Raw genomic sequence first — 22,905 nt, forward strand, 5'->3', positions numbered from 1 at the left:
TTCGGCGGCTGCATCCGCTGCGGACCCGCTGCCGCTGCCGGTTTCCGTTCCCGCTGCCGACATCACGGCAGCGGGAGCGGAATGCGGAGGCGGAAGAGCCACCCCGCCGACCGGCGCCCGGCCGCGCCACCGTGCGTCAGTACAGGACCTCGCCACCGGTGACGGCGGCGACCAGCGACCGCGGCGCGCGCAGCGTCGCCAGCCAGACGGTGGCCGCGGCGAGGTCGGTGGTGCGGCCCAGCCGGCCCGCCGGGATCTGCCGCTGCCGGCCGTCGAGGATCTCCTCGTACGTCACCCCGGCGCTGTCGGCCATGCCCTGGAACGCCTGCTGCAACAGGGGAGTGTCGGTGGCGCCGGGACAGATCATCCGGATCCGGGGATCGGCCGCGGTCCGGGTCCGGTCGATCCCCCGCAGCCAGCCGATCAACGCGAACTTGGACGCGCAGTAGACGCCGTTGTTCGCCTCCCCCACGAGACCCGCCTGGCTGGCCACGGCGATGAAGGTGCCGTCGCGGCGGGCGAGCCCCGGTGCGACCGCGTCGTAGAGCCGGAAGACGCTGAGCGTGTTGGCGCCCATGATGCGCTCGGTGGTCGACGGGGCGATGGTGGCGAGCGCCTCCGCTCCCGCGATGCCGTGGGCGGCCACGACGAGGTCGATCCGCTCCGCGTCGACGAGCGCCTGCACGTCCGCGCACACCGCGGCGTCGTTCAGATCACCCAGGAGGTCCATCGCACCGCCATTGCGGGACGGCCGCAGGTCGTGCCGGAGCACGCGGTGGCCGGCCGCCTCCAGAGCTTCGGCCATCGCCGAGCCGATGCCACCGGCGGCGCCGGTCACCAGAGTGGTCATGAGGCGTCCTCCCGCAGGTCGTAGCAGGCTCCCCAGGAGAATCCACCGTCCGATGAGCCGAGGTACGACAGCGTCGCGTGGCGGTCGGCGTCCTGGTCGGCGGCACTGACCACCAGGTTCACCGGGCCGCTCGGGGCCGACCGTTCGAGCACGAACGACTGCACGAGACCGCGGGCCGCGGCGACGTACGCCTCCACGGCCCGGGCGTCACCGCCCTCGAGGCAACGGAGGTCGACCACCACCGGGTCGGTCCCGGTGGCGGCGGCCACCATCGCGGCGACCAGGTCGACGATGCCCGCGGACAGCAGGGCGTCCCGGTCCGCCGGCGCGGCCGACGGTCGCAGGGTGACGGTGACGGCCACGGGGCGGCCGTGCGTCGTGGTCACCGTCCAGGGCGCGGCGGTCATGCCCGCGGCCACTTCAACGAGCCGCGGCTGATGACCACGTCGGTCAGGGTGGCGACCACGAGGATGGTTCCCTGCGCGGCCAGCTTCACCTCGGTGGGCAGACCCAGCAGATCCATCCCGTTGGAGATGCTGCCGATGACCAGGGCGCCGAGCAGCGCCGACCAGACGACACCGCGGCCGCCGAAGAGGCTGGTGCCGCCGATCACCGCCGCGGCGATGGCCTCCAGCAGCAGACTGCCGCCACCGGACTGGTTCGAGACGCCGAGCAGGCGGGACGCGGCGAACAGCCCGGCGAGGGCGGCGAACAGCCCGGCGAGCGCGAACGACCAGACCAGCGTCCGACGCACCGGGATCCCGGCCCGGCGGGCCGCCTCACGGTTGCCGCCGACGGCGTACAACCGGATGCCGAAGCGGGTCTGCGAGGCGACGTAGGACAGGAACGCCAACAGCCCGACCAGCAACGCCACCACGATCGGGATGCCGCGGTAGCTGTTGAGCACCCAGACGACCGCCACGATGGCCACCGCGGTGACCCCGATCGGCAGCGCGAGATTGCGCACCGGATCGGCGCCGAGTCCCACCCGCCGGCGGCCGCGGTACTGCGCGTAGCAGTTCGCGGCGTAGCCGACGAGACCGAGCAGACCGAGGATCCAGCCCGCCGCGGGCGTCAGGTAGGCACCGACGATGAACTTCAGATCACTGTTGGCCAGGCTGATCTGGCCCGCGGAGGGCAGTAACCACAGCAGCAGTCCCTGCAGTACCAGCGAGCCGGCGAGGGTCACGATGAACGACGGGCCGCCGTACAGGACGAGCACCGCCTGCAGCAGTCCCCAGATGACACCGAAGGCCAGTGCGATGGCGCAGGCGAGCCAGGGGTTCCACCCTTCGGTGACCGCCAGCCGGCCGGCGATGGCGGCGGCTGCGCCGCTGAGAGCGGCGACGGACAGGTCGATCTCGGCGACGAGCAGGATGAGGACGAGCCCCAGGGCCAGCGTCGCCGTCACCACGGTCTGCAGCGTCAGGTTGGACAGGTTCCGGGCGGACAGGAACAGCGGCTGCTGTGACCAGAAGACCAGCCACACCAGAACCAGCGACAGCAGCACCGGGATGAGGCGGAGCCGGCCGGACATCAGGGCCAGCATGCCTTCCCGGGCCGGGGCGGCGGCCTTGGGCGGGGAGGGTGCCGTGACGGTCATGTGGATGCTCCCGTGCGCGGGGTCGAGGCGCCGGTGATGGCGTCGACGATGTCGGAGGAGTCGAACTCGCCGCGCCGCAGCTCGGCGACCTTGCGGCCGAGCCGCAGCACGACGACGGTGTCGGCGATCTGCTGGACGTCGTGCAGGTCGTGCGAGATGACCATGACCGCCCGGCCCTGGTCACGCAGCCGGGCCAGCAGGTGCAGCACCTGTTCCTTCTGGGCGACGCCCAGGGCGGCGGTGGGCTCGTCCAGCAGGACGACGGCCGGATCGGTGAGCACGCTGCGGCAGATCGCGATGCCCTGCCGCTGGCCACCGGACAGCTGACCCACGGGGGTGACCAGCGAGCGGATCTTGACCCCGAGCTCCCCCAGCACCTGGGTGGCGCGGTGTTCCATCTCCGACCACTGCAGCCGGCGGCCGGTGATCCGCGAGCCGACGACCTCCCGCCCCAGGAAGAGGTTCTGGACGGTGTTGAGGTTGTCGCACAGTGCGAGGTCCTGGTACACGGTCTGGATCCCGGCGGACGAGGCGTCGTCGGGCCCGAGGAGCCGCCGCTGCTGTCCGCGGATGGTGATGGTGCCCTCGTCGACGCTGTAGATCCCGGACAGCATCTTGGTCAGCGTCGACTTGCCGGCACCGTTGTCGCCGACCAGGGCGGTGACCCGGCCGGGGTGCAGGTCGAGGTCGACCCCGCTCAGCGCGTGGACGCCGCCGAAGCTCTTGGACAGCCCGCGTCCGGTGAGGATGGGCTGCCCGACCGTGGTCGCGGCCGCCGCCGTGGGGAACTCAGCCGCAGAAGGCGACATCGCCGATCCCGTCGCAGATCTCGTCCTTGGTGTAGAGGCCGGCGTCGATGACGACCTGCATGTTGGCCGCATCGATGCTCTGCACGTCCAGGTAGGCCGCCGGGGCCTGCACGGCCTTGTTGTCGAAGGTCGCGTTGATCACCGACGACGGCGGCTCCCGGCCCTCGAGCGCGGCCACCACGACCTGAGCGGCGGTGGCACCCTCGAGGGCGTAGTCCTTGAACACGGTGTCGGTCTGCTGTCCCTGCAGGATGAACTTCAGGGCGTCGAGATTCGCGTCCTGACCGCCGTACACCGGGATCTGGCCCGCGAGGCCCTGACCCTGGAGTGCCGCGATGGCGCCGCTGGCGGTGCCGTCGTTCATGGCCAGCACAGCGTCGATCTGGTTCTGGGTACGGGTCAGGCACTGCTCGACGAGCTGCTGCGCCGCGGCCGGGTCCCAGCCGGCGGCGTAGTCCTCGCAGGCCACCGCGACCTTGCCGGAATCGATGAGCGGCTGGATCTTCTCGTTCTGCCCGGCCTGGTCCTGGATGGTGTAGTTGTCGCCGTTGTTGCCGTACACCCGGCTGATGGTCACCATGCCGTCCTTGCCGGCCGGCAGATTGTCGGCGAAGTACTGGCCCTGCGCCTCGCCGACCTTCTTGGGGTCGAAGATGACCTGGGCGTACAACGGACCGTCGAGCGCCTCGTGCTCGTACCCGATGACCGGGATGTTCGCCTCGGCGGCCTTCTGCAGCACGGCACCCGACAGGCTCGGATCGGCGGCCACCAGCACGAGGGCCTTGGCACCGGAGTTGATGGCGCTCTCGGCCTGGCTGAGCTGCTGGTCGGACTTGCCTTCGGCGTTGAGCACGTCGACCGTCACGCCCGGGGCCAGCTCGCCCATCGCGGCCACGAACGCCGGCGAGTCGTGCTGGATGAACCGCGTCGTCGTGGTGTTGGGCAGCAGGAAGGCCACCGATCCCGTCACCTCCGAGACCGTTCCCGGTGCAACGGATGTCGCCTCCGTGCCGGAGACCGACGAGGCTGACGTGCCGGACGGGGGAGCCGAGGAGGCGGCGCTCGTCGCAGCGCTGCTCGCCGACACGGCGGGCGTGCTGGACGCGGCCTCGCCGCCGGTCTGGGGGTTGGTGGTGCACGCGGCGGTCAGCAGGACCGCACATCCGGCGACTGCGAGACGGGTCGGGAAGGTGCTCTTCATCGAGACTCCTTTGCAGGGCCCGCGGCACAGCTCTGTGCCCGGCGGACGTTCCTGGGAATGTCCCTACTCAACAGTCACGATGAACGCGTGTCAACCTCCAGCGAACGAATACTCCGAGCCGACGCGCACCGCCGGTGGTCCGGCGACAGCGTGATCAGTGGGTGGCCAGGTCGCCGGCGACGAAAGCGGCGTACCCGTCGACCTCGGCCGGGGTGGCGGGGGCCAGCTTCATCAGCGCACCGAAGATGTTGGAGCCGAGCTTGAAGCAGATCCACGACACCAGCTCGACGATCTCCTCGTCGGAGAACTCCTCCCGCAGGACCGCGAACGTCGAATCGTCGATCTGGTGGTGGTCGGTCGCGACGAGCTCGGCGAACGCGACCGCGAGGGCTTCCCGGGCGTCCGGGTGTTCGTCGCGCGGCGTGCCCAGGGAGGCGCAGAACCGGCAGCCGACACCCTGGGCCAGGGTTCGCCGCGCCTCCTCCTTGATGCGGTTGTCGACCGTGGACGAGGCCCCGAAGAACGCCGTGTCGAGCTTGCTCCACTCGCGGAGGATCTCCGGTCGGCGCGCGAGGATGCCGTAGAAGGGATCGCCGGCCAGGGGGGCCACGTCGGCGGGGAGCTCAGCAGGGGATGCGGACGGGATGCGGGCCATGACAGGACCTTTCGTCGGGATTCGGGAGGACAGCGGGCGGGAGGTGCGTCAGAGATGGGCTTCGAGGGTCGCGAGCAGAGTGGCCCTGCTCTTCACGCCGGCGATCCGGGTGACCTCAGCCCCCGCGCGGTACAGCACGAGCGTCGGCACGCTCATCACGTGGCGCCGGGCCGCCAGCTCGGGGGCGGCGTCCACATCGACGGTCACGACGCGCGCCCGGCCGGCGAGCTCGCCGGCGAGCCGTTCGACGGTCGGCGTCAGCAGGCGGCAGGAGCCGCACCAGGGCGCCCAGAAGTCGACCAGCACGGGGTCGTCGCCGGCGATGTGGTCGTCGAACGCGGCGGCGGTGAGGGACGGCAGAGCGGCCATGTCGACTCCTGTGTCGGGGCGGAACGTCGAGGTGCATTCGATTGCCGGAACCGCCGGTCCAAGACCCGTCCGGGGCTGCCTTCGTGGTGCGGTGGACCGGAGACACGTACCGCTCGTCGGCCGGGGTGCCGATGACAAGGCCGTCGACCTGCGACAACAGGCACCGGTCGGGGCCGCCGGCGGCGGATCGACCGGAGGGCGACCGACCGAAGATCGACCGAAGATCGACCGAATATCGACCGACCTGAGGCGGCGGAAACCAAAGGTGGAAAGACCGTTCTACCGACGTGCTGTTACCGTAACCAGACCGGGGCGGGAAGGCAACAGATGACCACGACCTTGTTCGAGCGGTTGGCGCGGCCGGCATCCGCGGCACCTCCGTCGCCGCAGCGCCGGCCGTCGGCGGCGCGGGAGCGGATCCTGTCGACCGCCGGGCGGTTGTTCTACGACGAGGGCATCCACGCGGTCGGGGTGGAGCGGGTCCTGACCGAGGCCGGTGTCACCAGAGTGACGTTCTACCGCCACTTCCCGTCCAAGGACGCGCTGATCGAGGCCTATCTGCGGGCTCGCGGCGACCGGATGCGCGACCGCATCGCCGCCGTTCACGGGGCGGTGGACGCCGACCCCCGGAGGACCCTGGACGCGATCGCGGAGACCCTCGTGGACGACCGTTCGGGGGCCGGCTTCCGCGGGTGCGAGTTCGTCAACGCCGCCGCGGAGTACGCCGACGCGGCGCACCCGGCCCGCGCGGTCACCGTGCTGCAGCGTGGTTGGCTGATGGACGTCACGTCCGAGGCGCTGCACCAGCTGGGGCATCCGCAGCCGCGCCGGCTCGCCCGGCAGTTGCTCATGCTGCGGACCGGCGCCGCCGTCGCTTCGGATCTCGACGACGGCGAGGACATCGGCGAGGTGTTCCTCGAAGCCTGGCGGGCCGTGCTGGCGGCCGGTCTCGCCGCGGGCGTCGCCCGCCACTGACTCCCGGACGGGCCGACCGCGGACCGGGCCGGGGACGTGATCAGGTGCCGCCGTACTCCTGCGTCGACTGCCGCAGGATCAGCTCCGGGTCGAGGCGCACGGTGACGGCGGCCGGGGCCTCACCGGTGATGCGGGACAACGCGAGACCGGCTGCGCGACGGCCGAGTTCACCGCTCTGCAGGCGCACGGTGGTCAACGGCGGCGCCAGATGAGCGGTCAGCGGGGAGTCGTTGTAGCCGACGACCGACACGTCCTCCGGGCAGCGCAGTCCCCGTTCGGCCAGGGCACTGAGCGCGCCCACGGCCATCATGTCGTTGTGGGCGAAGATCGCCGTCGGCCGCCCACCGGCCGGTCGGTCCAGCACCGCCCCGGCCAGTCGCCGGCCCTCCTCGATGGTCGGCGCGGAGGCCTCGTCGTCCGGACTGACGTCGACGACCCCCCGGGCCGCCACGACCTCGCGGTAGGACCGCCGGCGCACCACGAAGGACAGCACGTTCCCCGGGCCGCACAACTGCGCCAACCTGGGGTGCCCGAGCTGGACCAGGTGCTCGGTGGCCAGGCGCGCCCCCACGACATCGTCGTGCAGGACGGCGAAATGGCCGTCGTCGGCGAGCCCGCGCACCGCCAGTACCACCGGCATCGACCGGTCGATGGAGTCGATCAGGGCGGTGTCGTCCAGATGGGCGGCGGCCAGGATCACCGCGTCGACCCGCCGCGTCACCAGGTGGTCGGTGATGGCCTTGAGACGGCCCGGTGCGTCGTGGGTCTCGGCGATGAGCACGGTGAACCCGGCCTCGCCGACGACGGCCTCGATGCCCCGCAGGATGGGTGGCAGGTAGGGGTTGCCGAGGTCGGCGGCGACCACGCCGATGATGCCGCTACGCCCCGTCCGCAGGCTGCGCGCGACGGCGTTGCCGCGGTAGCCGAGCTCGACCGCCGCAGCGAGCACCCGCTCGCGGGTCGCCTCGTTGACCAGTTCGGCCCGTTCCGGGTCGAGCGCGCGCGACACCGTGCCCGGATGGACCTGCGCCAACCTGGCCACGTCCCGCAGCGTCGCCTCACCCACCGCTCGCCCCGCTCTCGCCATCGTCGCCCCCCGGCAGACCCGGCGGCCCTTCGTCGCCCCGGTCGTCGACGGGAGCTGTCCGCCCAGGTGGAGCCTAGTGGGCGGTCCGTGAACCGGCCGCCGATGCGGACTCCGCCGCGTCGATGACCGCCAGGGTGCTCTCCCGGACGGCCGCGAGTGCGACCGGCAGCGGGAGCGCCCGGAAGTCGGCCGAGATCATCTCCACACCCCACGGTCCACGCCAACCGGCGTCGTGCAGGGCCCGGACGAACGCGTCCACCGCCAGATCGCCGTGGCCCGGCAGCAGCCGCCGGTCGAGGGTGTCGTCCCACAGTGAACCGACGACCTGGGCACTCGCGTCGTCGAGTTCGACCACGAACACCGACCCGATCGGAAGTCGGCGGACCTCCTCGTAGGAGGTGCCACCGCGCGCCACGTGCCAGACGTCGACGGTCAGTCCGCCGGCGGGATGTGCCGCCCCGGTCACGATGTCGACGCCGTCGGCCAGCGTGCGCACGTCCGACATCGGCAACGGCTCGAGCGCGACCCGCAGGCCGTGGCCGGCCGCGTCGGCGGCGAGTGCCGCGAACGCCGTCACCATCGCGTCCCGTGGCACCGGTTCACCGACCCGCAGGTGGTCGAGTTCGCCGGCCACCTTGACGGTGCGGGCGCCGAGCGCGGTGGCGGCCTCGAACAGCTCGTGGCGTACCCGGTCGCTGGCCCGTCGCCGCTCGCCGGTGGTCCACCAGTCCGACAGGAACTCGACCTCGACGTAGGCCAGCCCGGCGTCGTCGATCATCCGGCGGGCGGTGGCCAGGCCGACCGTCCGCCGGATCTCGACGAGGTCGGCGTGGACGAGACCGACGCCGTGGAAACCGGTTCCGGTGATGGCCGCGAGCCGGGTGGCCAGGTCGTGGGGGCTGCGCTCGTCCGGCCAGGCCGGCCTCGCGTTACCGGCCCACGTCCAGCAGCTGGCGACCAACCGGCGGTCGATCGCACCGGGCGGCAGGGCCTCCCCCGCGACCGGCCCGGTCACGACCGGCCGGAGGCCGCCGGCACCCGGACCGAGGTGCCCTCGGCGCCGGTCCGGAAGTCGAAGCCGGTGGTGAGCCCGCCGTCGATCATCACGCTGGCGCCGGTCATCCCGCGGGCGGCGTCGGACAGCAGGAACAGGATCCCGTCGGCCACCTGGGCCGGGTCGAGGATCTCGCCGAAGGGCTGCCGCTGCTCGCGGGTGTGCAGGAACGCGTCCGAGTCGTCGGCCGAGGCCAGGTGGCGCTCGAACAACCCGGCGCGCATCGGCCCGGGGCACACCACGTTGACGTTGACCCCGGCCCGGGCCTGGTCGAGGGCGACCGTGCGGGCGAGTTGCAGCACCGCGGACTTGCTGGCGCAGTAGGCGGCCAGCTGCTGTTCGGCGAAGTGCGCGTCGATGCTGGCCACCGACACCACGGACCCGCCACCCCGGGCCACCATCGCGGGGATCACCGCGCGCATGGCCATCACGGTGCCGATGATGTTGACGTCCAGGGTCTGGCGGACCTGGTCCATCGGCTGGGTGAGGATGTCGCCGACGTGCAGGATGGCTGCGTTGGTGACCAGACCCAGCGACCCGCCGGCCGGCAGGGAGGCGGTGACGCCGGCCCAGAGTTGTTCGTCGGTCACGGATCCCGCGACGTGGGTGTAGCCCTCGTACCCGGCCAGCGCCGGCGGGGCGGAAGCCAGGTCCACGCCGAGAACGCCACACCCGGCGGCCAGCAGCTTCTCGGCGAGGACGGCCCCCAGACCGCCGCCGGTGCCGGTGACGACCACCAGCTCGGGAAGCTGGCCGGGCAGGCTGCGCGTGGTGGGGGTGGTGGAGATGGTGCTCATAAGGACTCCCTTGTCGGACTCGGGGATGGGGTGCTCAACCGGCGGCGCGGACGGTGCCGCCGTCGACGCCGAGGGCGGTGCCGGTGATGAAGGACGCCGCGGGGGACGCCAGGAAGACGATGGCCCGGGCCACCTCGTCGGGTTGCCCAATGCGGCCCAGCGGGATCGCCCGGTCGGCCACCAGCTGGTCGACCGCGTCCTGGCCGGTCTTGCCGTAGGACTCCTCGATGGTCCCGAGGAACCCGCCCGGCTTCCACCAGAACGGCGTCCAGATCGGTCCCGGGCAGACCGAGTTGACCCGGATCGCCGGGCCCTGGGACAGCGCGAGCGACTGCGCGACGTTGAGCATCGCGGCCTTGCTCGCCGCGTAGTCGACGATGACCGGTTCGGGCTGCCGGGCGAGGTCGGACGCCACGTTCACCACGGCGCCGCCACCGTGCTCCTGCATCAGCGGCAGCAGCTCGCGGCAGGTCCGGATCATCGCGAACAGGTTGAGGTCGAAGGTCCGGTGCCACATCTCGTCGTCGATGGCTTCGAACGGCAGCATCCGACCGGCCCCGACGTTGTTGACGAGGATGTCGGGGGCGGCGCCGAGAGCGTCCACGCCGGCGGCCGCCGCGGTCCGGCAGCCCTCCAGGGTGGCCAGGTCCTGGACGAAAGGCGTCACCGTGCTGAGGTTCTCACCGGTGATGTACTCGTCGAGGGCGGCGCCGTCGTGGTCGACGGCGAACACCCGGACCCCTTCGGCGGCCAGCAACCGGACCACGTCACGGCCGATGCCGGTCGCGCTGCCGGTCACGTAGGCGGTCTTGCCCGTCAGGCCCAGATCCATCTCATACCTCCTCATCCATGGGTCGCCGGTCGGCGACCGCGGGTGGCCCGGTGGCCCGGGCCCGGCCGGACCCGGTGCCGCGCCCGGTGGTCACCGTGTCCGATCCACCGTCACGGCTTGCTGCCCTGCTGGGTGGTGGCCTCCGTGGCGGCGCCGGCCGCCCGGCGCCGGGTGACCTCGGCGACGGCCGCCCAGTCCAGATCGGCACCGGCGGCGACGGCCTCGGTGAAGACCTCGTCGAGCACCCCGGCGGTGGGCAGCTCCACGTCCACCGCGGCTGCGGCCTGCCGGGCCAGGCCCAGGTCCTTCAGTCCCAGTGTGGTGGTGAATCCGGCCGGAAGGTAACGGCTCTCGGCGATCGCGGCGCCGTACCCGCCGTACACGGGTCCGGGGAACAGCGAGTTGTTGGCGAGCTCGACGAAGGCGGACGGGTCGATCCCGGACCGCTCGACCAGCGTCAGCGACTCGGCCATCGCCTGCAGCGCATGGATGATCAGGTAGTTGACGCCGATCTTGGCGGTGTTGGCCGCGCTCGGGTCGCTGCCCATGGGCCAGACCCGGCCGGCGAGTGCCTCCAGCGCGTCCTCCAGGGACGACCGGGCGTCGTCGGCACCGGCCACCACGATGTTGAGCTTGCCGGCCGCGGCGACCGGCGGTCGGCCGATCACCGGGGCGGCGACGTACCCGACGCCGGCGGCGGCGTGCGCGGCGGCGAACTCACCGGCCGCGGCGACGCTGACGGTGGCCATGTTGGCGTGCACGCACCCCGCCGGGGCGGCGGCCAGCACCTCGGGGGTGAACACGGCCCGGAACGCGGCGTCGTGCGCCAGGACCGACAGCACCCGGCCGGTCGCCAGCACCTCGCCGACGTCGGCGGCCGCCCGCGCGCCCCGCTCGACCAGCGGCGGGACAGCGTCCCGGGAGCGGTTCCACACCACGACGTCGAAGCCCTCGTCGAGCAGCCGCCCGACCATGGCCGAACCCATGCTGCCCAGCCCCACGAAACCGATGGTGGTCATACCGATGTCCTCTCCTCGACGGCCGTCCCGGCCGGCGCCCCACCGGCCGGCGGCCGGGCGGACGCCGCCTCCGACAGTCTCTCGGGTGCCCCGTCCCCCGGTCGCACCAGGACCTTGAGCTGGTCACCGGCCGGGTCGACGAGAGCGTCGAAGCCCTGCGTCACGACGTCGTCGAGTGCGACGACGGAGGTGAGGACCTTGCGCACCGGGTAGCTGCCACGGGCGATCATGCGGATGATGCGGGGCCAGTCGGTGGTGCGGAAGCACCAGCTGCCGTACAGGTCGAGGTCCTTCTGGGCCAGCAGCATCGCGTCCAGGGTGGCCGGCCGGGTGTGCAGACCGGTCTGCACGATGCGGCCGGCCGGGCGGGTGGTGCGCACGGCCAGCCCGAGACCGGCCGAGGTGCCCGAACACTCGGCCACCACGTCGACGCCCACCCCTGCGGTGAGCTCGGCGATGGCCTCGTCGAGGTCCTCGGACGGGTCGAGCACGGGACCGACGTCCAGCGCCCGGGCCCGCGCCGCCCGCCGTGGGTTCGGTTCCACGATGATGACGAGACCGGCCCCCACCGCGTCGGCGTAGAGGGCGCTGAGCGCACCCACCGGTCCGGCGCCGGTGACCAGCACGGTGTCGCCACCCTCGACCCGGGCCCGCTCCAGGCCGTATCCGGCCACCGCGGCCGGCTCGACCAGCGCCCCGTCCTCGTCGGTCAGCTCCGCCGGCAGGACGGCGACCTGGTAGTCCTTGACCACGGCCCAGGGCGCCAGACCGCCGGTGGCGGCGCTGAGTCCGGTGGCCGCGAAGTTGCTGCAGAGGTTGGCCTTCCCGTGCCGGCAGGCCCAGCAGTGCCCGCAGACGATCGCGGGCATCACCGAGACGCGGTCTCCCACCCGCGCCCCACGTACGGCCGGCCCCACCTCGCGCACCCGGGCGGAGAACTCGTGGCCGAGGATCTGCGGGAGGGTCGCGCCGGTCAGCGGATGCGGGTCGACCGGCGTGACGATCGGCCCCGCGGTGTACTCGTGCAGGTCGGTCCCGCAGATGCCGCACAGCGCGACCTCGAGCAGGAGTTCGTCCGGCGCCGAGATCGCGGGCTCCGGGACGTCCTCGATGCGGATGTCGTGGGCGGTGTGGAAACGCGCTGCTCTCATCGCGTGCTCACTCCTCTCAGGGGTGGGGGCGGGGCGGGCGCTCCGCGGGTGGGGGCGGCGGGGCGCTCCGCGCGTGGTGGCGGCGGGGCACTCGGTCGGTGGGGGGCGGCGGGGCGCTCCGTGGGTGGGGGCGGCGGCGGGCGCCGGCTCGGGTCCCGGGGAGGGCGGGAGCCCGTCCGGACAGCGCGGCGCCCGCGCCGCCGGTCTCAGGCGGTGGCCGGCGTCGGATCGACGAGGAACTTGCCGCGGGCCGTGCGGGCGGCCAGCGGCCCGAACGCGTCCTCGACGATGCGGTCCAGAGGCACCACCCGCTCGACCAGCAACGCGGAGAGGTCCCGTTTGCGCAGGATCTCCAGCGCCGCCGGCAGGTCGACCGGGCAGACGTGCGCCAGCGAGGTGGAGATGTCGATCTCGCGGACGGACAGGTCCAGCAGGTTGAGCTCGGTGCCGCCCGGGTGCAGGCCGACCAGCTGCAGCCGGCCGCCCCGACGCAGCAGCTGCTGGGCCAGCTGCGGGTTGCCCTTGACCCCGCTGGCCTCGAACACCACGTCGGCGCCGTCCCCGCCGGTGACCTCGGCGACGACGTCGGCCAGCGACTCCTCCCGCAGGTTCACCGGCCGGTCGGCGCCCAGCGCGGTGGCCGTGGTCAGGCGCTCCGGGTCGACATCGGCGGCGATGACCACGCGACAACCGATCTCGGCGACACCCGCGAGGATGAAGCTGCCGATCGCCCCGGCCCCGAGGACCACGGCGACGTCTCCCGGGCGGACCCCGGAGCGGTTCACCGCGTGCAGCCCGACGGCGAGGGGCTGTGCGAGCGCGGCGTTGTCGTCGTCGATCCCAGCCGGCACCGGTACCAGCATCCGCGCTTCCACGGTGATCGCCTCGGTGAGTCCGCCGTCGAGGTTGAGACCGTAGGTGAAGTACCGCCGGCACAGGTTGAACCGTCCGTCGGCGCACCACCGGCAGTCACCGCACCAGACCCCGGCCCCGGCGGCGACCCGGTCGCCCACGGCGAGGCCCTCGACGCCGTCACCGAGATCGAGCACCTCGCCGATGAACTCGTGACCCAACGCGATGGGCCCCTGCACGCCGGTCACCGGGTGGGCGGTGGTCAGCGGGGTGAGTACCGGGCCGTGGTCGAACTCGCTGGCGTCGGTGCCGCAGAGGCCGGCTCGGACCACCCGCAGCCGGACCTGTCCCGGTCGGGGAGCGGCTGCCGCCGGGCGGTCCTCGACGCGCAGATCGCCGGGGGCGTGCAGGACGGCGGCTCTCACGCGCCGTCCCCGTTGCTGATGTGCACCTTGACGTTGGTGGCGGTGTCGCGGGCGGCGCCGTAGGCGCTGAGCGCGTCGTCCAGCGGGAACGTGGCGGTGATCATCGGCGTCAGGTCGATCTTGTTGCGGGCCAGGAACTTCAGCGTCTGCGGCCACACTCCGGGCGAGCCGATGCTGCCGCGGATCTGCAGGGCCTTCGCCTGGATGAGGCCGAGCTCGGCGGGCGCGGTCCCGCCCACGTTGATGCCGATGTTGACCAGCCGGGCCTCGAAGCCGGCGATCCGCAGCGCGGACGCCATCGCCGACGGCCGGCCGGACGCCTCCAGGATCACCGAGGGCCCCGCCCCGTCGGTGAGGGCGGCGATGCGGTCCTCGAAGTCGGCGTCCGTCGGGTCGGCCTCCTCGTCCGCGCCGAGGCGCCGCGCGAGCGCCCGTCGCTCGGGTTGCGGATCGGCGATGATGACGGTGGCGCCGAGCGCCCGCAGGGCGGCCACCGCGCTGAGGCCGATGGGACCGGCGCCGAAGACGACCGCGGTGTCGGATCCGTCCACGTCGCCGGCCCGGCGCGCCGCGTAGTAGGCGCAGCTGAACGGCTCGACCAGCGCGGCCTGCGCGAAGGTCAGCTCGTCGGGGATGCGGTGCAGCCACTCCGGCCGGACGACGAAGAACTCCGCCGCCGCCCCGCTGATGGAGAAGCCGAAGTGGTCGGCACCGATGACGCACTCCCCCACCACCCGGTCGCCGACGGACCAGCCGGTGACGTTGGCGCCGACCTCGGCGACCTCGCCCGCCCATTCGTGGCCGGGGACGATCGGGAAGCCGATCGGGATGATGTACTTCCCGGCCAGCAGGTCGAAGTCGGAGTGGCAGATGCCGACCGCCCGCGAGCGGATGAGGATCTCGTCCGGCCCGAACGCGGGGACGTCGACGTCGAGCAGCGCCAGCTCGTCGGGCTGCACGATGGTGGTGGCCTTCATGGGTTCAACTCTCTTCCTGCAGGTGCGGTGGAATGCGGGCCTGACCGGGTCAGACCATCGAGGCGACCAGTTCGGCCTCGTCGGGCTTGTTGTCGGCGCCGGCATCGACCGTGGTGGTGATACGCCCGTCCTTCATCACGATGATGCGGTCGCACAGACCCACGAGCTCGGGCAGGTCGTCACCGAGCAGCAGCACGGCGACCCCTTCGGCGGTGAGATCGCGCAGCAGTCGGTAGATCTCGGCCTTCGCGCCGACGTCGATGCCGTTGGTCGGGTTGTCCAGCACCAGCACCCGGGAGTTCAGCGAGGTCCACCGTCCGAGGATGACCTTCTGCTGGTTGCCGCCGCTGAGCCGGTCCACCTGGGTGTCCACGGAGTGGGTGCGGATACCCAGCTGCGTCACCGCGGCGGCGGCGATCTTCTTCTCCTGGCGGTTGTTGACCCACGGGGTGCGCGCCACCGAACCGGTCCGGGGAAGGGCGACGTTCTGCGCCACCGACAGCAACCCGACGATGCCCTCCTCGTGGCGCTCCGGCGGCACGTAGCCGAGCTTCATGCGTACGGCTTCCCGGGCGCCCGACTTCTTCATCGGGGTGCCGAAGAGCTCGATCTCGCCCGACGCCCCCTGACCGGCGTGGGCGATGACGTGTCCGACCTCGGACTTGCCGGAGCCGACCACTCCGCCGATCCCCAGCACCTCACCGGCGTGCAGGTCGAACGAGACGTCGGCGAAGGCACCGTCCTGGGTGAGATCGCGGACCGACAGGACCACCTCGCCGCCCGAGCCGTGCTGCTCGGCCTCGTGGTAGAACACCTCGACCGAAGCGCGGCCGACCATCATCGAGTGCAGCTGCTGCTCCGAGGAGGACGCCGGGTCGGTGATCTCGGCGACGTTGCGGCCGTCCTTGAGGACGAACACCCGGTCGGACAGCTCGAGCAGCTCCTGCAGCCGGTGCGAGACGAAGATCTGCGAGGAGCGGTGCTTGACCCGCTTGACGAAGTCGAAGAAGAAGTCGACCTGCTCCCTGGACAACGCGCTGGTGGGCTCGTCGAGAAGGATGATCGGATGGACGATCTCGAGCAGATCGGCCTGTGCGATGGACCGGACGATCTCGATGATCTGACGCTCGGCGAAGGAGTAGTTCCCGATCGGCGCGTCCGGCTCGATGCCGGTCACGCCGAGCTCGGTGAACACCGCCGCGGTGCTGCGGGCCATCTTGCGCCGGTTGACCGTGCCGAGGAGGCCGAACTTCTTCTCCTGACCCAGGTAGACGTTCTCGTACACCGGGATCGTCGGGATCAGCGCCTGGTGCTGGTAGATGCGGAAGATCCCCAGCTTGGTCGCGTCGTGGTAGTTCTTCGGCGCGATCGGCGTCCCGTTGAGCAGGATGGTGCCGCTGTCGGGCGTCAGGGTGCCGCTGATCATCGACAGCAGGGTGGACTTGCCGGCGCCGTTCTCACCGATCAGCCCGACCACCTCGCCGACGTCGGCGGACATGCTGACCTCGGTCACCGCCTTGACGGGGCCGAAGTGCTTGGTGACACCGATGATCTCGAGCGTGTGACCGCCGCCGGTACCGACGGACCCGGTTGCGGGGCTGCTCACTTGAGGATCTTCAGCTTCGAGCGGTCCAGCGTCAGCGCGACCGCGAGGACCACGACCGCACCCTGGATGATGGACTGCATGTACGGCGGCACGACCATCGCGTCCAGGCCGACGCCGAGGGTGGTGATGACCAGGACACCGAGGATGGTGCGGTGCACACCGCCCACGCCGCCGGTGAGCGCGGTGCCGCCCATCACGACCGCGGCGATCGCGTCCAGGGTCAGCGACGAACCCATGTCCGGGGTCGCCGCGCCGATCCGCAGTGACAGCAGCAGACCGGCGATCGCGGCCAGCGTGGAGACCACGATCATCACGTAGAACTTCATCCGGCGGACCGGGATGCCGGCCAGGCCGGACACCACCTCACCGCCGCCGATGGCGTAGGAGTAGCGGCCGAAGCGGGTGTTGGCACCCAGCACCGACAGCACGATCCAGATGATCAGCGCCCACAGCGCGATGTTGGGCAGGTTGCCCAGCACGCTGTCGCGGGACACCGACAGCATGAACGGGTCCACGATCTGCACCGGCCGACCGCCGGTGTACCACTGGGCGAGGCCGTCGATGGCCAGACTCGTTCCCAGGGTGGCCAGGAAGCTGGGCACCTTCGCGTAGGCGAACAGCAGACCGTTCACCACGCCGATGATCACGCCGGAGACGATGCCGGCCACGAAAGCCGTTCCCCAGTCGTAGGTCTGGGCGGTCTTGGCGGTGACCAGGCCGGCCAGCGTGACCGTCGAGCCGACCGACAGGTCGATGCTGCCCATCAGGATGACGAAGGTCAGACCGACCGCCACGACCAGCACCACGGCCGCTTCCCGGGCGACCGTGTAGAGCGTCGAGACCTGCAGGAAGTTCGCGGTCTGCGTGGAGAAGAAGATCACCAGGATGATCAGGAAGGCGATCGGCAGCAGGGTGCTCTTGACGTTGCTGCCGGCCGTGCCGGCGGAGCGCAGCAGCGCACCGAAGCCGCCCCCCGACCCCCCGGCCGGCGGCGGCGCGCCGGCCGAGGTGGTCGCGGTGCCCGGTGAGGCGGAGTCGGCGTCGGAGGAACCCGACGGTCGCGTCGTCGTCACAGCACCTTCACCTTCCAATGGGTCTTGTACTCGTCGGTGAGCTTGGCCATGTCACCGAGGGCGGCGGTGTAGTCGGCGGGGGCCTTCCACCCGGCGGGCTGGTCGAAGCCGGTCCACATCTTCTCCAGATCCATCGGGGTCACGCCGTTCTGCGGGTCCCAGTCGTCCGGGTAGGCGATCCGGCTCATCTTCTGCCAGTCGTACGGGTCCTTGTCGCCGAACATGACGTCGAGGTACTTGTCGGCGTTCTCCGCGGTGACGAAGAAGCCGTCGGGCCACATCTGCCGCTCCAGCGGGGAGAACTCGAACCCGAGGGAGGCGTCGATCGCGCGGACGGCGCTGAAGCCGGCACACCACGGCGGCAGCGAACTCATCGCACCGAACATCTGGCCGGACTTGATGAAGTCCATGGTGCCCTTGTTGCCGTCCATGCCGGTGACCGGGACACCGGTGATTCCGGCCTCCTCGAGGGCGTTCACGCAGCCGATCCCGACGTCGTCGTTCTGGCCGAACACACCCTGGATGTCCTGTCCGTACTGGGTGATGATGCCGGCCATCGCCTGGCGGGAGTCGTCCCGGTTCCACTCACCGGGCTGGCGCGCGATGAGCTTGATGTTGGGGTACTCGGCCAGTGCGCGGTCGACACCCTGGGTGCGCTGGGTGTCCGGGGTCGCGCCCGGGTGGCCGGTGATGTGGACGAGATTGCCCTCGCCGCCCATCTTGTCGAACAGCGCCACCGCCACCTGGTAGGCCGCTTCGGCGGACTGCGGGGTGAAGTAGGTGACGTACCCGTTGCCGTAGTCCGCGGGGGCGGTCCACGGCACCGCCTCCCAGGTGTTGGTCAGGAAGACGCCCTTCTCGGTGGCGGTCTGGGCCATCGTGGGGATGTTGGCCGGGTCCGGCGCGGTGATGAAGAAGATCTTCACGCCGTCCTGGATCTGCTGCTCGAACTGCGAGATCTCGCGGGCCGGGTCACCCTCGTTGGTGAACGCCCGGTACTCACCACCGAACGCCTCGACCGCCCGCCGGGCGCCGAGGTCCCACGAGGCGTAGTAGTCGTTGTTCAGGCTGGTGAACAACGACGCGACCGGCTGACCCTTCAGGTCGACCACCTTCGCCGCCGAACCGCTCGCTGCCGCCGAACCGCTGCCCGACGCGGTTCCGGCCGCGGTGCTGCTCGTCGTCGTTGCGCCGGTCGGGTTGTCACGCTTGCCGCACGCGGCGAGGGCCAGACCGGCGCCACCGACCGCGCCGGCCTGGAAGAACTTTCGACGGGACACGTACATCGTGGACTCTCCATTGAGTAGTTGGAACCGGGTGGTCCGACCGGTTCGCGAGCGGCCGGACGGGCGTCGAGCGGTCCCCGCGCTGTCGCAATCGATTGCGGACACGGGGAACGCGGTCAGTCGGTGCTGCGGTAAGCCTTCGTGACGGAGAAGTAGGGCCCGAGGTCGACGAGGCCACCGTCGACGGGGATGTCGGCGCCGGTGATGTAACCGGCCGCGGGACTGCACAGGAACGCCACCACACCGGCGACCTCGGCCGGCTCGGAGACCCAGCCGATCGGGGTGTGGGCGAGCATGGCGTCCGGGAAACGGGTGTCGCCCGGTACGAGCGCGGTGTTGACGATGCCCGGGTGCACCGCGTTGACCCGGATCTTCCAGGGGGCGAATTCCATCGCCGCCACCTTGGTGAGACCACGCAGGCCCCACTTGCTGCTGGAGTACGCGGCCGAGAAGTGGCCGGTCATCCCCGCGGCGGAGCCGATGTTGACGATCGCCCCGCCACCGCTGTCGCGGATCAACGGCGCCAGCGCCTTCGTCCCCAGGAAGGGGCCGGCGAGGTTGACGCCGAGGACACGGGAGAAGTCGGCCGCGGGCGTCTCCATCAGCCCGTAGCGGTAGGCCACGCCGGCGTTGTTGACCAGCCCGTCGAGCCGACCGTGACGCTCCCGCAGGTCGGCGGCCAGTGAGTCCCAGGCGTTCTCGTCGGTCACGTCGAGGTGCCGGAACTCGGCGGTCCCGCCGGCGTCGGTCAGCTCGCCCGCCAGGGTCTCGCCCGCCTCGTCGCGGACGTCGAGGATGACCACCGCGGCGCCGCGCGACGACAGCTCCCGCACCTCGGCCGCACCCTGCCCCTGGGCGGCACCGGTCACGGCGATCATCGCTCCGTCGAAGTCGCCCACGTCAGTTCCCTGCCCCTGCTCGACGGACCCGGAGGGTCGGTTGGATCGGTGTGGCCGGACCGGTGGACCGGATCGACGGCGTCGGCAGCGCTGGCCGCTGCTGATAAGTGCAAGTAAACAGATCCTGGTGAGCGCAGTCACACATGTCAAGTACCGCTGTCGTCACGGGGTGGATCCGGTCGTCACGGCTCCGTTGGTGGCGGCGGTGTCCCCACGCCCGGCGGCGGTGTTGAGGTGGGACTGCGCGTCGCGGAGCTTCGGCAGCTCACCCCCGACCGTGAAGTACCGTCGGCCGGCGACCAGCAGGTCCTCGGCCGGGAACTTGGTGATGACCTGCGCACCGGTGGCGGTGACGACGACCTCCTCCTCGATGCGGGCCGCGCCGATGCCGTCCTTGGACGGCCAGTAGGTCTCCAGCGCGAAGACCATGCCCTCCTCGAGCACCTCGGGATGGTCCAGCGACACCAACCGGGAGAAGATCGGCTTCTCCCAGATGGACAGCCCGACCCCGTGTCCGTACTGCAGGGCGAATGCGGCCTCCTCGTCGGGGAAGCCGAACTCCTGCGCGGTGGGCCACACGGCGACGATGTCGGCGGTGGTCGCCCCCGGCCGGACCAGGGCGATGGCCCGGTCCATGTACTCCCGCGCCCGGACGTAGGCGTCGCGCTGGGCGGGGCTCGCCGACCCCACCGCGAAGGTGCGGTAGTAGCAGGTCCGGTAGCCCTGGTAGCTGTGCAGGATGTCGAAGAACGCCGGGTCACCGGGCCGGATCAACCGGTCGGAGTAGACGTGCGGGTGCGGCGAGCAGCGCTCGCCGGAGATCGCGTTCACGCCCTCGACGTACTCCGAGCCCAGATCGTAGAGCTTCTTGGAGACCAGGCCGACGCACTCGTTCTCCTTGACCCCGGGCCGGAGGAACTCGTACAGGTCCTCGTAGGCCGCGTCGACCATCGAGGCCGCCTGGGTCAGCAGCGAGACCTCGTCCGGCAGCTTGATCCGGCGGGCGTCGAGGAAGACCTGCTGACCGTCGACGACGGTGATCCCGGCCCGCTGCAGGGCGGCGAGCACCGGCATCTCGATGACGTCGACGCCGAGCGGCGCGTCGGCCAGACCGGCCCGGTCGAGCTCGCGGCGGATCTTGGCCGCGACCCCGTCGGCGATACCGGCGTCGGGGCTGAAGGCGCCGCGCAGGGTCGAGATACCGGCGCGGGCACCGCCTTCGGCGCGCGGCCGGCGGGCACCGTGGTGGGGGGCGTGCGGGTCGGCGTCGAGCTCCATCCCGGTCTCGGCGAGCCACGGGTTGTACAGCTGATGGTGCTTGGCCGCCGAACCGAAGTCCCAGACGATCGGGTCGGTGGTCCGGGTGACCAGGGCGAAGCGGATCAGCTTGTCCATCGCCCAGGTGCCGATGTGGGTGGAGGACATGTAGCGGATGTTGGCGAAGTCGAACGCCAGCAGGGCGCCGAGCTCGGACTTCTCCAGCTGGGCGCGCAGGCGCTGCAGCCGCTGGTCGCGGAGCCGGTCGAAGTCGATGCGTGTTTCCCAGTCGACGGCGTTGGTGCCGTACGTCGCTGTACCCATGAGAAGTCCTTAATCGCAGCCGGTCCGGACGGATCGGCGGGGCGGGGAGCCGGGGACGGGAACCTCAGACGAGGATCATGCCGCCTTCGATCGGGATGACCTGGCCGGTGATGTAGTCGGAGTCCCTGGACGCCAGGAACACCGCAGTGCCCACGAGGTCCTCCGGGTCGGCCGCACGGCCGAGCAGGATTCCGCCGGCCATCGAGTCGAAACCCGAATCGCCCTCGCCGATGTCGACGAGGTCCTTGTCCAGCTTGGTCCACAGCGGGGTGGCGACCACGCCGGGCGCGAAGGCGTTGACCGTGATCCGGTCGGCGGCCAGTGACCGCGCGGCGGCCTGGGTGAGCGAGATGACCGCCGCCTTCGACGCGCTGTACGGCGCGAAGCTGGGGAACCCGGTCCGACCGGCGATCGAGGCGGTGTTGACGATCTTGCCGCCGCCGCCCTGGCGGAGGAACTGCTGGGCGGCCTCCTGGGTCCCGATCACCACGCTAAACGCGTTCACGTTCATGATGAGATCCCAGGCGTCCTTGGTGATGTCGAGGAACTTCTCCGGCTTGTTCACCCCGGCGTTGTTGAAGTAGGCGTCGAGCCGGCCGAACTCGGCCACGGCGCGGTCGATACCGGCGCGCACCTGGTCGCGATCGGTCACGTCGACGCGCACGGCGAGGGCGCGGCCGCCCTCGGCGGTGATGCCGTCGGCCACCTGCTGCGCGGCGTCGAGGTTGAGGTCGGCGACCACCACGGCCGCCCCCTCCGCCGCGAGACCCCTGGCGAAGCCGGCGCCGATGCCGGAGGCGGCACCGGTGATGACGATGGTGCGGTCGTTCAGACGATCGGGCATGGCTCACTCTTCTCTGGCAGCGGAACGGAGTGGGGCGCGGGCGGCACGGAGAACGGGTGCGGTCGGCGCGGGGACGACGAGCCGGGAGCGGCTCAGTGGAAGAGCACGCCGCCGTTGACGTCCAGCGAGGCACCGGTGATGTAGGACGACGCGGGCGAGCTCAGGAACACCAACGCGTCGGCGATGGTCGACGGCTCACCGGCGACCTTGAGCGGGATGGCGCCCCACTCCTTGTCCTTGATCTCCTCGAAGCTCACGCCGCGCTCCTCCGCCTCACGGTGCAGGGCACGCTGGTGCATCGCGGTGTTGATGTTGCCGGGAGCGACGGCGTTGACCCGGATGTCGGGCGCCAGCTCGGCGGCCAGTGACTGGGTCAGCACGAACAGGGCCGCCTTGGAGGTGCAGTAGGCCGAGAACAGCGCCCGGCCGGACCGGCCCCAGAAGGAGGCGACGTTGGTGATGGTGCCGCCGCCGTCGGCGCGCAGCAGCGGGATGAACGCCTTGGCCAACAGGAACGGCCCGTTGAGGTTGACGTCGAGCACCCGGTTCCACTCCGCGAAATCCAGGTCCTCGACAGGGCTCGCGTCCTGCAGCACGCCGGCGACGACGCTCAGGTGGTCCAGCCGGCCGAAGTCCGTCCGGACGTCGGAGGCCAGCTGCGCGACCTGGCCCTCGTCGGTCACGTCGGTGACGTAGCTGCGGAAGGTGAGGCCGGGGAACTCACCGGTGAACTGCTCGGCGGTGGTCGCGACGCCGTCGTGGACGTCCAGCAGCGCCACGTTGACGCCGGCCTCGGCGAACCGGCGGACGGTGGCCGTGCCGATACCGCCGGCCGCTCCGGTGACCAGGGCGACCTGGCCGGGCGGGAATTCGATCGTCGCCATTGACAACCCTCCTGTGGGGCGAGAAGTTCATCGGCACGGAGGAGATCGACGGCGGGGCCGGACGATCTGTCGCGAT

At 71.4% G+C, this 22,905-nt stretch carries 23 protein-coding genes; 1 reads left to right on the top strand and 22 read right to left on the bottom strand.

The annotated features are described in order from the left end of the window. Positions 1 to 136: 136 nt before the first annotated feature. The 7 genes from DB033_RS20035 to trxA all read right to left on the bottom strand — a co-directional run bounded on the left by DB033_RS20035 (position 137) and on the right by trxA (position 5,487). Positions 137 to 850, bottom strand: coding sequence for an SDR family NAD(P)-dependent oxidoreductase (locus tag DB033_RS20035; RefSeq protein WP_111768721.1), 714 nt, complete (start codon positions 848 to 850; stop codon positions 137 to 139). Further along, complete coding sequence (locus DB033_RS20040) at positions 847 to 1,257, bottom strand: hypothetical protein (RefSeq protein ID WP_157970826.1); 411 nt, start codon at positions 1,255 to 1,257, stop codon at positions 847 to 849. The genes DB033_RS20035 and DB033_RS20040 overlap by 4 nt, the downstream gene beginning before the upstream one ends. After that, entirely contained in the window at positions 1,254 to 2,453 is a 1,200-nt protein-coding gene (locus tag DB033_RS20045) for an ABC transporter permease subunit (RefSeq protein ID WP_111768723.1), read from the bottom strand. Before DB033_RS20045 ends, DB033_RS20040 begins: the two co-directional genes overlap by 4 nt. Continuing rightward, a complete protein-coding gene (locus DB033_RS20050; protein WP_111768724.1) occupies positions 2,450 to 3,262 on the bottom strand; it encodes an ATP-binding cassette domain-containing protein in 813 nt (270 codons plus the stop codon). Before DB033_RS20050 ends, DB033_RS20045 begins: the two co-directional genes overlap by 4 nt. After that, positions 3,243 to 4,463: a sugar ABC transporter substrate-binding protein gene (locus tag DB033_RS20055; RefSeq protein WP_111768725.1), complete on the bottom strand. Its 1,221-nt coding sequence runs from the start codon at positions 4,461 to 4,463 to the stop codon at positions 3,243 to 3,245. Before DB033_RS20055 ends, DB033_RS20050 begins: the two co-directional genes overlap by 20 nt. 154 nt (positions 4,464 to 4,617) lie before the next feature. Continuing rightward, on the bottom strand, positions 4,618 to 5,118 hold the full coding sequence (locus DB033_RS20060) for a carboxymuconolactone decarboxylase family protein (RefSeq protein ID WP_111768726.1): 501 nt from the start codon (positions 5,116 to 5,118) through the stop codon (positions 4,618 to 4,620). A gap of 48 nt (positions 5,119 to 5,166) precedes the next feature. Beyond that, positions 5,167 to 5,487 (bottom strand): thioredoxin, encoded by a 321-nt coding sequence (gene trxA / locus DB033_RS20065; protein ID WP_111768727.1) that lies wholly within the window; start codon positions 5,485 to 5,487, stop codon positions 5,167 to 5,169. Positions 5,488 to 5,814: 327 nt separating this feature from the next. Here trxA and DB033_RS20070 point away from each other — a divergent pair, with 327 nt between their 5' ends. Beyond that, entirely contained in the window at positions 5,815 to 6,462 is a 648-nt protein-coding gene (locus tag DB033_RS20070) for a TetR/AcrR family transcriptional regulator (protein WP_111768728.1), read from the top strand. 40 nt (positions 6,463 to 6,502) lie between these two features. Here the strand turns inward: DB033_RS20070 and DB033_RS20075 are convergent, their stop codons facing one another. From DB033_RS20075 to DB033_RS20150, 15 genes are all read right to left on the bottom strand, one after another. Continuing rightward, complete coding sequence (locus DB033_RS20075; protein ID WP_170315608.1) at positions 6,503 to 7,504, bottom strand: LacI family DNA-binding transcriptional regulator; 1,002 nt, start codon at positions 7,502 to 7,504, stop codon at positions 6,503 to 6,505. A 118-nt stretch (positions 7,505 to 7,622) separates the two neighbouring features. Next, positions 7,623 to 8,564, bottom strand: coding sequence for a sugar phosphate isomerase/epimerase family protein (locus tag DB033_RS20080; protein ID WP_205844062.1), 942 nt, complete (start codon positions 8,562 to 8,564; stop codon positions 7,623 to 7,625). Then, positions 8,561 to 9,400 (bottom strand): SDR family NAD(P)-dependent oxidoreductase, encoded by an 840-nt coding sequence (locus tag DB033_RS20085; RefSeq protein ID WP_111768730.1) that lies wholly within the window; start codon positions 9,398 to 9,400, stop codon positions 8,561 to 8,563. The genes DB033_RS20080 and DB033_RS20085 overlap by 4 nt, the downstream gene beginning before the upstream one ends. 34 nt (positions 9,401 to 9,434) lie before the next feature. Further along, entirely contained in the window at positions 9,435 to 10,232 is a 798-nt protein-coding gene (locus DB033_RS20090) for an SDR family NAD(P)-dependent oxidoreductase (RefSeq protein ID WP_157970827.1), read from the bottom strand. A gap of 110 nt (positions 10,233 to 10,342) precedes the next feature. Continuing rightward, entirely contained in the window at positions 10,343 to 11,251 is a 909-nt protein-coding gene (locus DB033_RS20095) for an NAD(P)-dependent oxidoreductase (protein WP_111768732.1), read from the bottom strand. Continuing rightward, positions 11,248 to 12,402, bottom strand: coding sequence for a zinc-binding dehydrogenase (locus tag DB033_RS20100; RefSeq protein ID WP_111768733.1), 1,155 nt, complete (start codon positions 12,400 to 12,402; stop codon positions 11,248 to 11,250). The genes DB033_RS20095 and DB033_RS20100 overlap by 4 nt, the downstream gene beginning before the upstream one ends. 206 nt (positions 12,403 to 12,608) lie before the next feature. Continuing rightward, positions 12,609 to 13,679: a zinc-dependent alcohol dehydrogenase gene (locus tag DB033_RS20110; protein ID WP_111768734.1), complete on the bottom strand. Its 1,071-nt coding sequence runs from the start codon at positions 13,677 to 13,679 to the stop codon at positions 12,609 to 12,611. After that, positions 13,676 to 14,656 carry a zinc-dependent alcohol dehydrogenase gene (locus DB033_RS20115; protein ID WP_111768735.1) on the bottom strand — a complete coding sequence of 327 codons (981 nt, stop codon included), beginning with the start codon at positions 14,654 to 14,656 and terminating at the stop codon, positions 13,676 to 13,678. Before DB033_RS20115 ends, DB033_RS20110 begins: the two co-directional genes overlap by 4 nt. Before the next feature lie 49 nt (positions 14,657 to 14,705). Then, on the bottom strand, positions 14,706 to 16,262 hold the full coding sequence (locus tag DB033_RS20120) for a sugar ABC transporter ATP-binding protein (RefSeq protein WP_111768736.1): 1,557 nt from the start codon (positions 16,260 to 16,262) through the stop codon (positions 14,706 to 14,708). Continuing rightward, the gene (locus DB033_RS20125; protein WP_157970828.1) at positions 16,259 to 17,335 is read right to left on the bottom strand and encodes an ABC transporter permease; all 1,077 of its coding nucleotides are present in this window, start codon (positions 17,333 to 17,335) and stop codon (positions 16,259 to 16,261) included. The genes DB033_RS20120 and DB033_RS20125 overlap by 4 nt, the downstream gene beginning before the upstream one ends. After that, positions 17,332 to 18,621 (bottom strand): sugar ABC transporter substrate-binding protein, encoded by a 1,290-nt coding sequence (locus DB033_RS20130; protein WP_111768738.1) that lies wholly within the window; start codon positions 18,619 to 18,621, stop codon positions 17,332 to 17,334. Before DB033_RS20130 ends, DB033_RS20125 begins: the two co-directional genes overlap by 4 nt. A gap of 116 nt (positions 18,622 to 18,737) precedes the next feature. Then, positions 18,738 to 19,520: an SDR family NAD(P)-dependent oxidoreductase gene (locus DB033_RS20135; RefSeq protein WP_205844063.1), complete on the bottom strand. Its 783-nt coding sequence runs from the start codon at positions 19,518 to 19,520 to the stop codon at positions 18,738 to 18,740. 162 nt (positions 19,521 to 19,682) lie between these two features. Further along, positions 19,683 to 21,101 carry a M24 family metallopeptidase gene (locus DB033_RS20140; protein ID WP_111768739.1) on the bottom strand — a complete coding sequence of 473 codons (1,419 nt, stop codon included), beginning with the start codon at positions 21,099 to 21,101 and terminating at the stop codon, positions 19,683 to 19,685. A gap of 64 nt (positions 21,102 to 21,165) precedes the next feature. After that, a complete protein-coding gene (locus DB033_RS20145; RefSeq protein ID WP_111768740.1) occupies positions 21,166 to 21,945 on the bottom strand; it encodes an SDR family NAD(P)-dependent oxidoreductase in 780 nt (259 codons plus the stop codon). A gap of 92 nt (positions 21,946 to 22,037) precedes the next feature. After that, positions 22,038 to 22,829, bottom strand: a complete 792-nt coding sequence (locus DB033_RS20150) for an SDR family NAD(P)-dependent oxidoreductase (RefSeq protein ID WP_111768741.1) — start codon at positions 22,827 to 22,829, stop codon at positions 22,038 to 22,040. Between the last annotated feature and the right edge of the window lie 76 nt (positions 22,830 to 22,905).

Origin of the sequence: Nakamurella deserti (genome assembly GCF_003260015.1) — a bacterium.
Classification (GTDB): Bacteria; Actinomycetota; Actinomycetes; order Mycobacteriales; family Nakamurellaceae; genus Nakamurella; species Nakamurella deserti.

Coding starts and splice junctions, on each gene's coding strand:
- DB033_RS20035 (WP_111768721.1), bottom strand. CDS start 850: ATGACCACTCTGGTGACCGGCGCCGCCGGTGGCATCGGCTCGGCGATG.
- DB033_RS20115 (WP_111768735.1), bottom strand. CDS start 14,656: ATGAAGGCCACCACCATCGTGCAGCCCGACGAGCTGGCGCTGCTCGAC.
- DB033_RS20045 (WP_111768723.1), bottom strand. CDS start 2,453: ATGACCGTCACGGCACCCTCCCCGCCCAAGGCCGCCGCCCCGGCCCGG.
- DB033_RS20040 (WP_157970826.1), bottom strand. CDS start 1,257: ATGACCGCCGCGCCCTGGACGGTGACCACGACGCACGGCCGCCCCGTG.
- DB033_RS20055 (WP_111768725.1), bottom strand. CDS start 4,463: ATGAAGAGCACCTTCCCGACCCGTCTCGCAGTCGCCGGATGTGCGGTC.
- DB033_RS20090 (WP_157970827.1), bottom strand. CDS start 10,232: ATGGATCTGGGCCTGACGGGCAAGACCGCCTACGTGACCGGCAGCGCG.
- DB033_RS20085 (WP_111768730.1), bottom strand. CDS start 9,400: ATGAGCACCATCTCCACCACCCCCACCACGCGCAGCCTGCCCGGCCAG.
- DB033_RS20150 (WP_111768741.1), bottom strand. CDS start 22,829: ATGGCGACGATCGAATTCCCGCCCGGCCAGGTCGCCCTGGTCACCGGA.
- DB033_RS20095 (WP_111768732.1), bottom strand. CDS start 11,251: ATGACCACCATCGGTTTCGTGGGGCTGGGCAGCATGGGTTCGGCCATG.
- DB033_RS20140 (WP_111768739.1), bottom strand. CDS start 21,101: ATGGGTACAGCGACGTACGGCACCAACGCCGTCGACTGGGAAACACGC.
- DB033_RS20100 (WP_111768733.1), bottom strand. CDS start 12,402: ATGAGAGCAGCGCGTTTCCACACCGCCCACGACATCCGCATCGAGGAC.
- DB033_RS20060 (WP_111768726.1), bottom strand. CDS start 5,118: ATGGCCCGCATCCCGTCCGCATCCCCTGCTGAGCTCCCCGCCGACGTG.
- DB033_RS20145 (WP_111768740.1), bottom strand. CDS start 21,945: ATGCCCGATCGTCTGAACGACCGCACCATCGTCATCACCGGTGCCGCC.
- DB033_RS20050 (WP_111768724.1), bottom strand. CDS start 3,262: ATGTCGCCTTCTGCGGCTGAGTTCCCCACGGCGGCGGCCGCGACCACG.
- trxA (WP_111768727.1), bottom strand. CDS start 5,487: ATGGCCGCTCTGCCGTCCCTCACCGCCGCCGCGTTCGACGACCACATC.
- DB033_RS20130 (WP_111768738.1), bottom strand. CDS start 18,621: ATGTACGTGTCCCGTCGAAAGTTCTTCCAGGCCGGCGCGGTCGGTGGC.
- DB033_RS20070 (WP_111768728.1), top strand. CDS start 5,815: ATGACCACGACCTTGTTCGAGCGGTTGGCGCGGCCGGCATCCGCGGCA.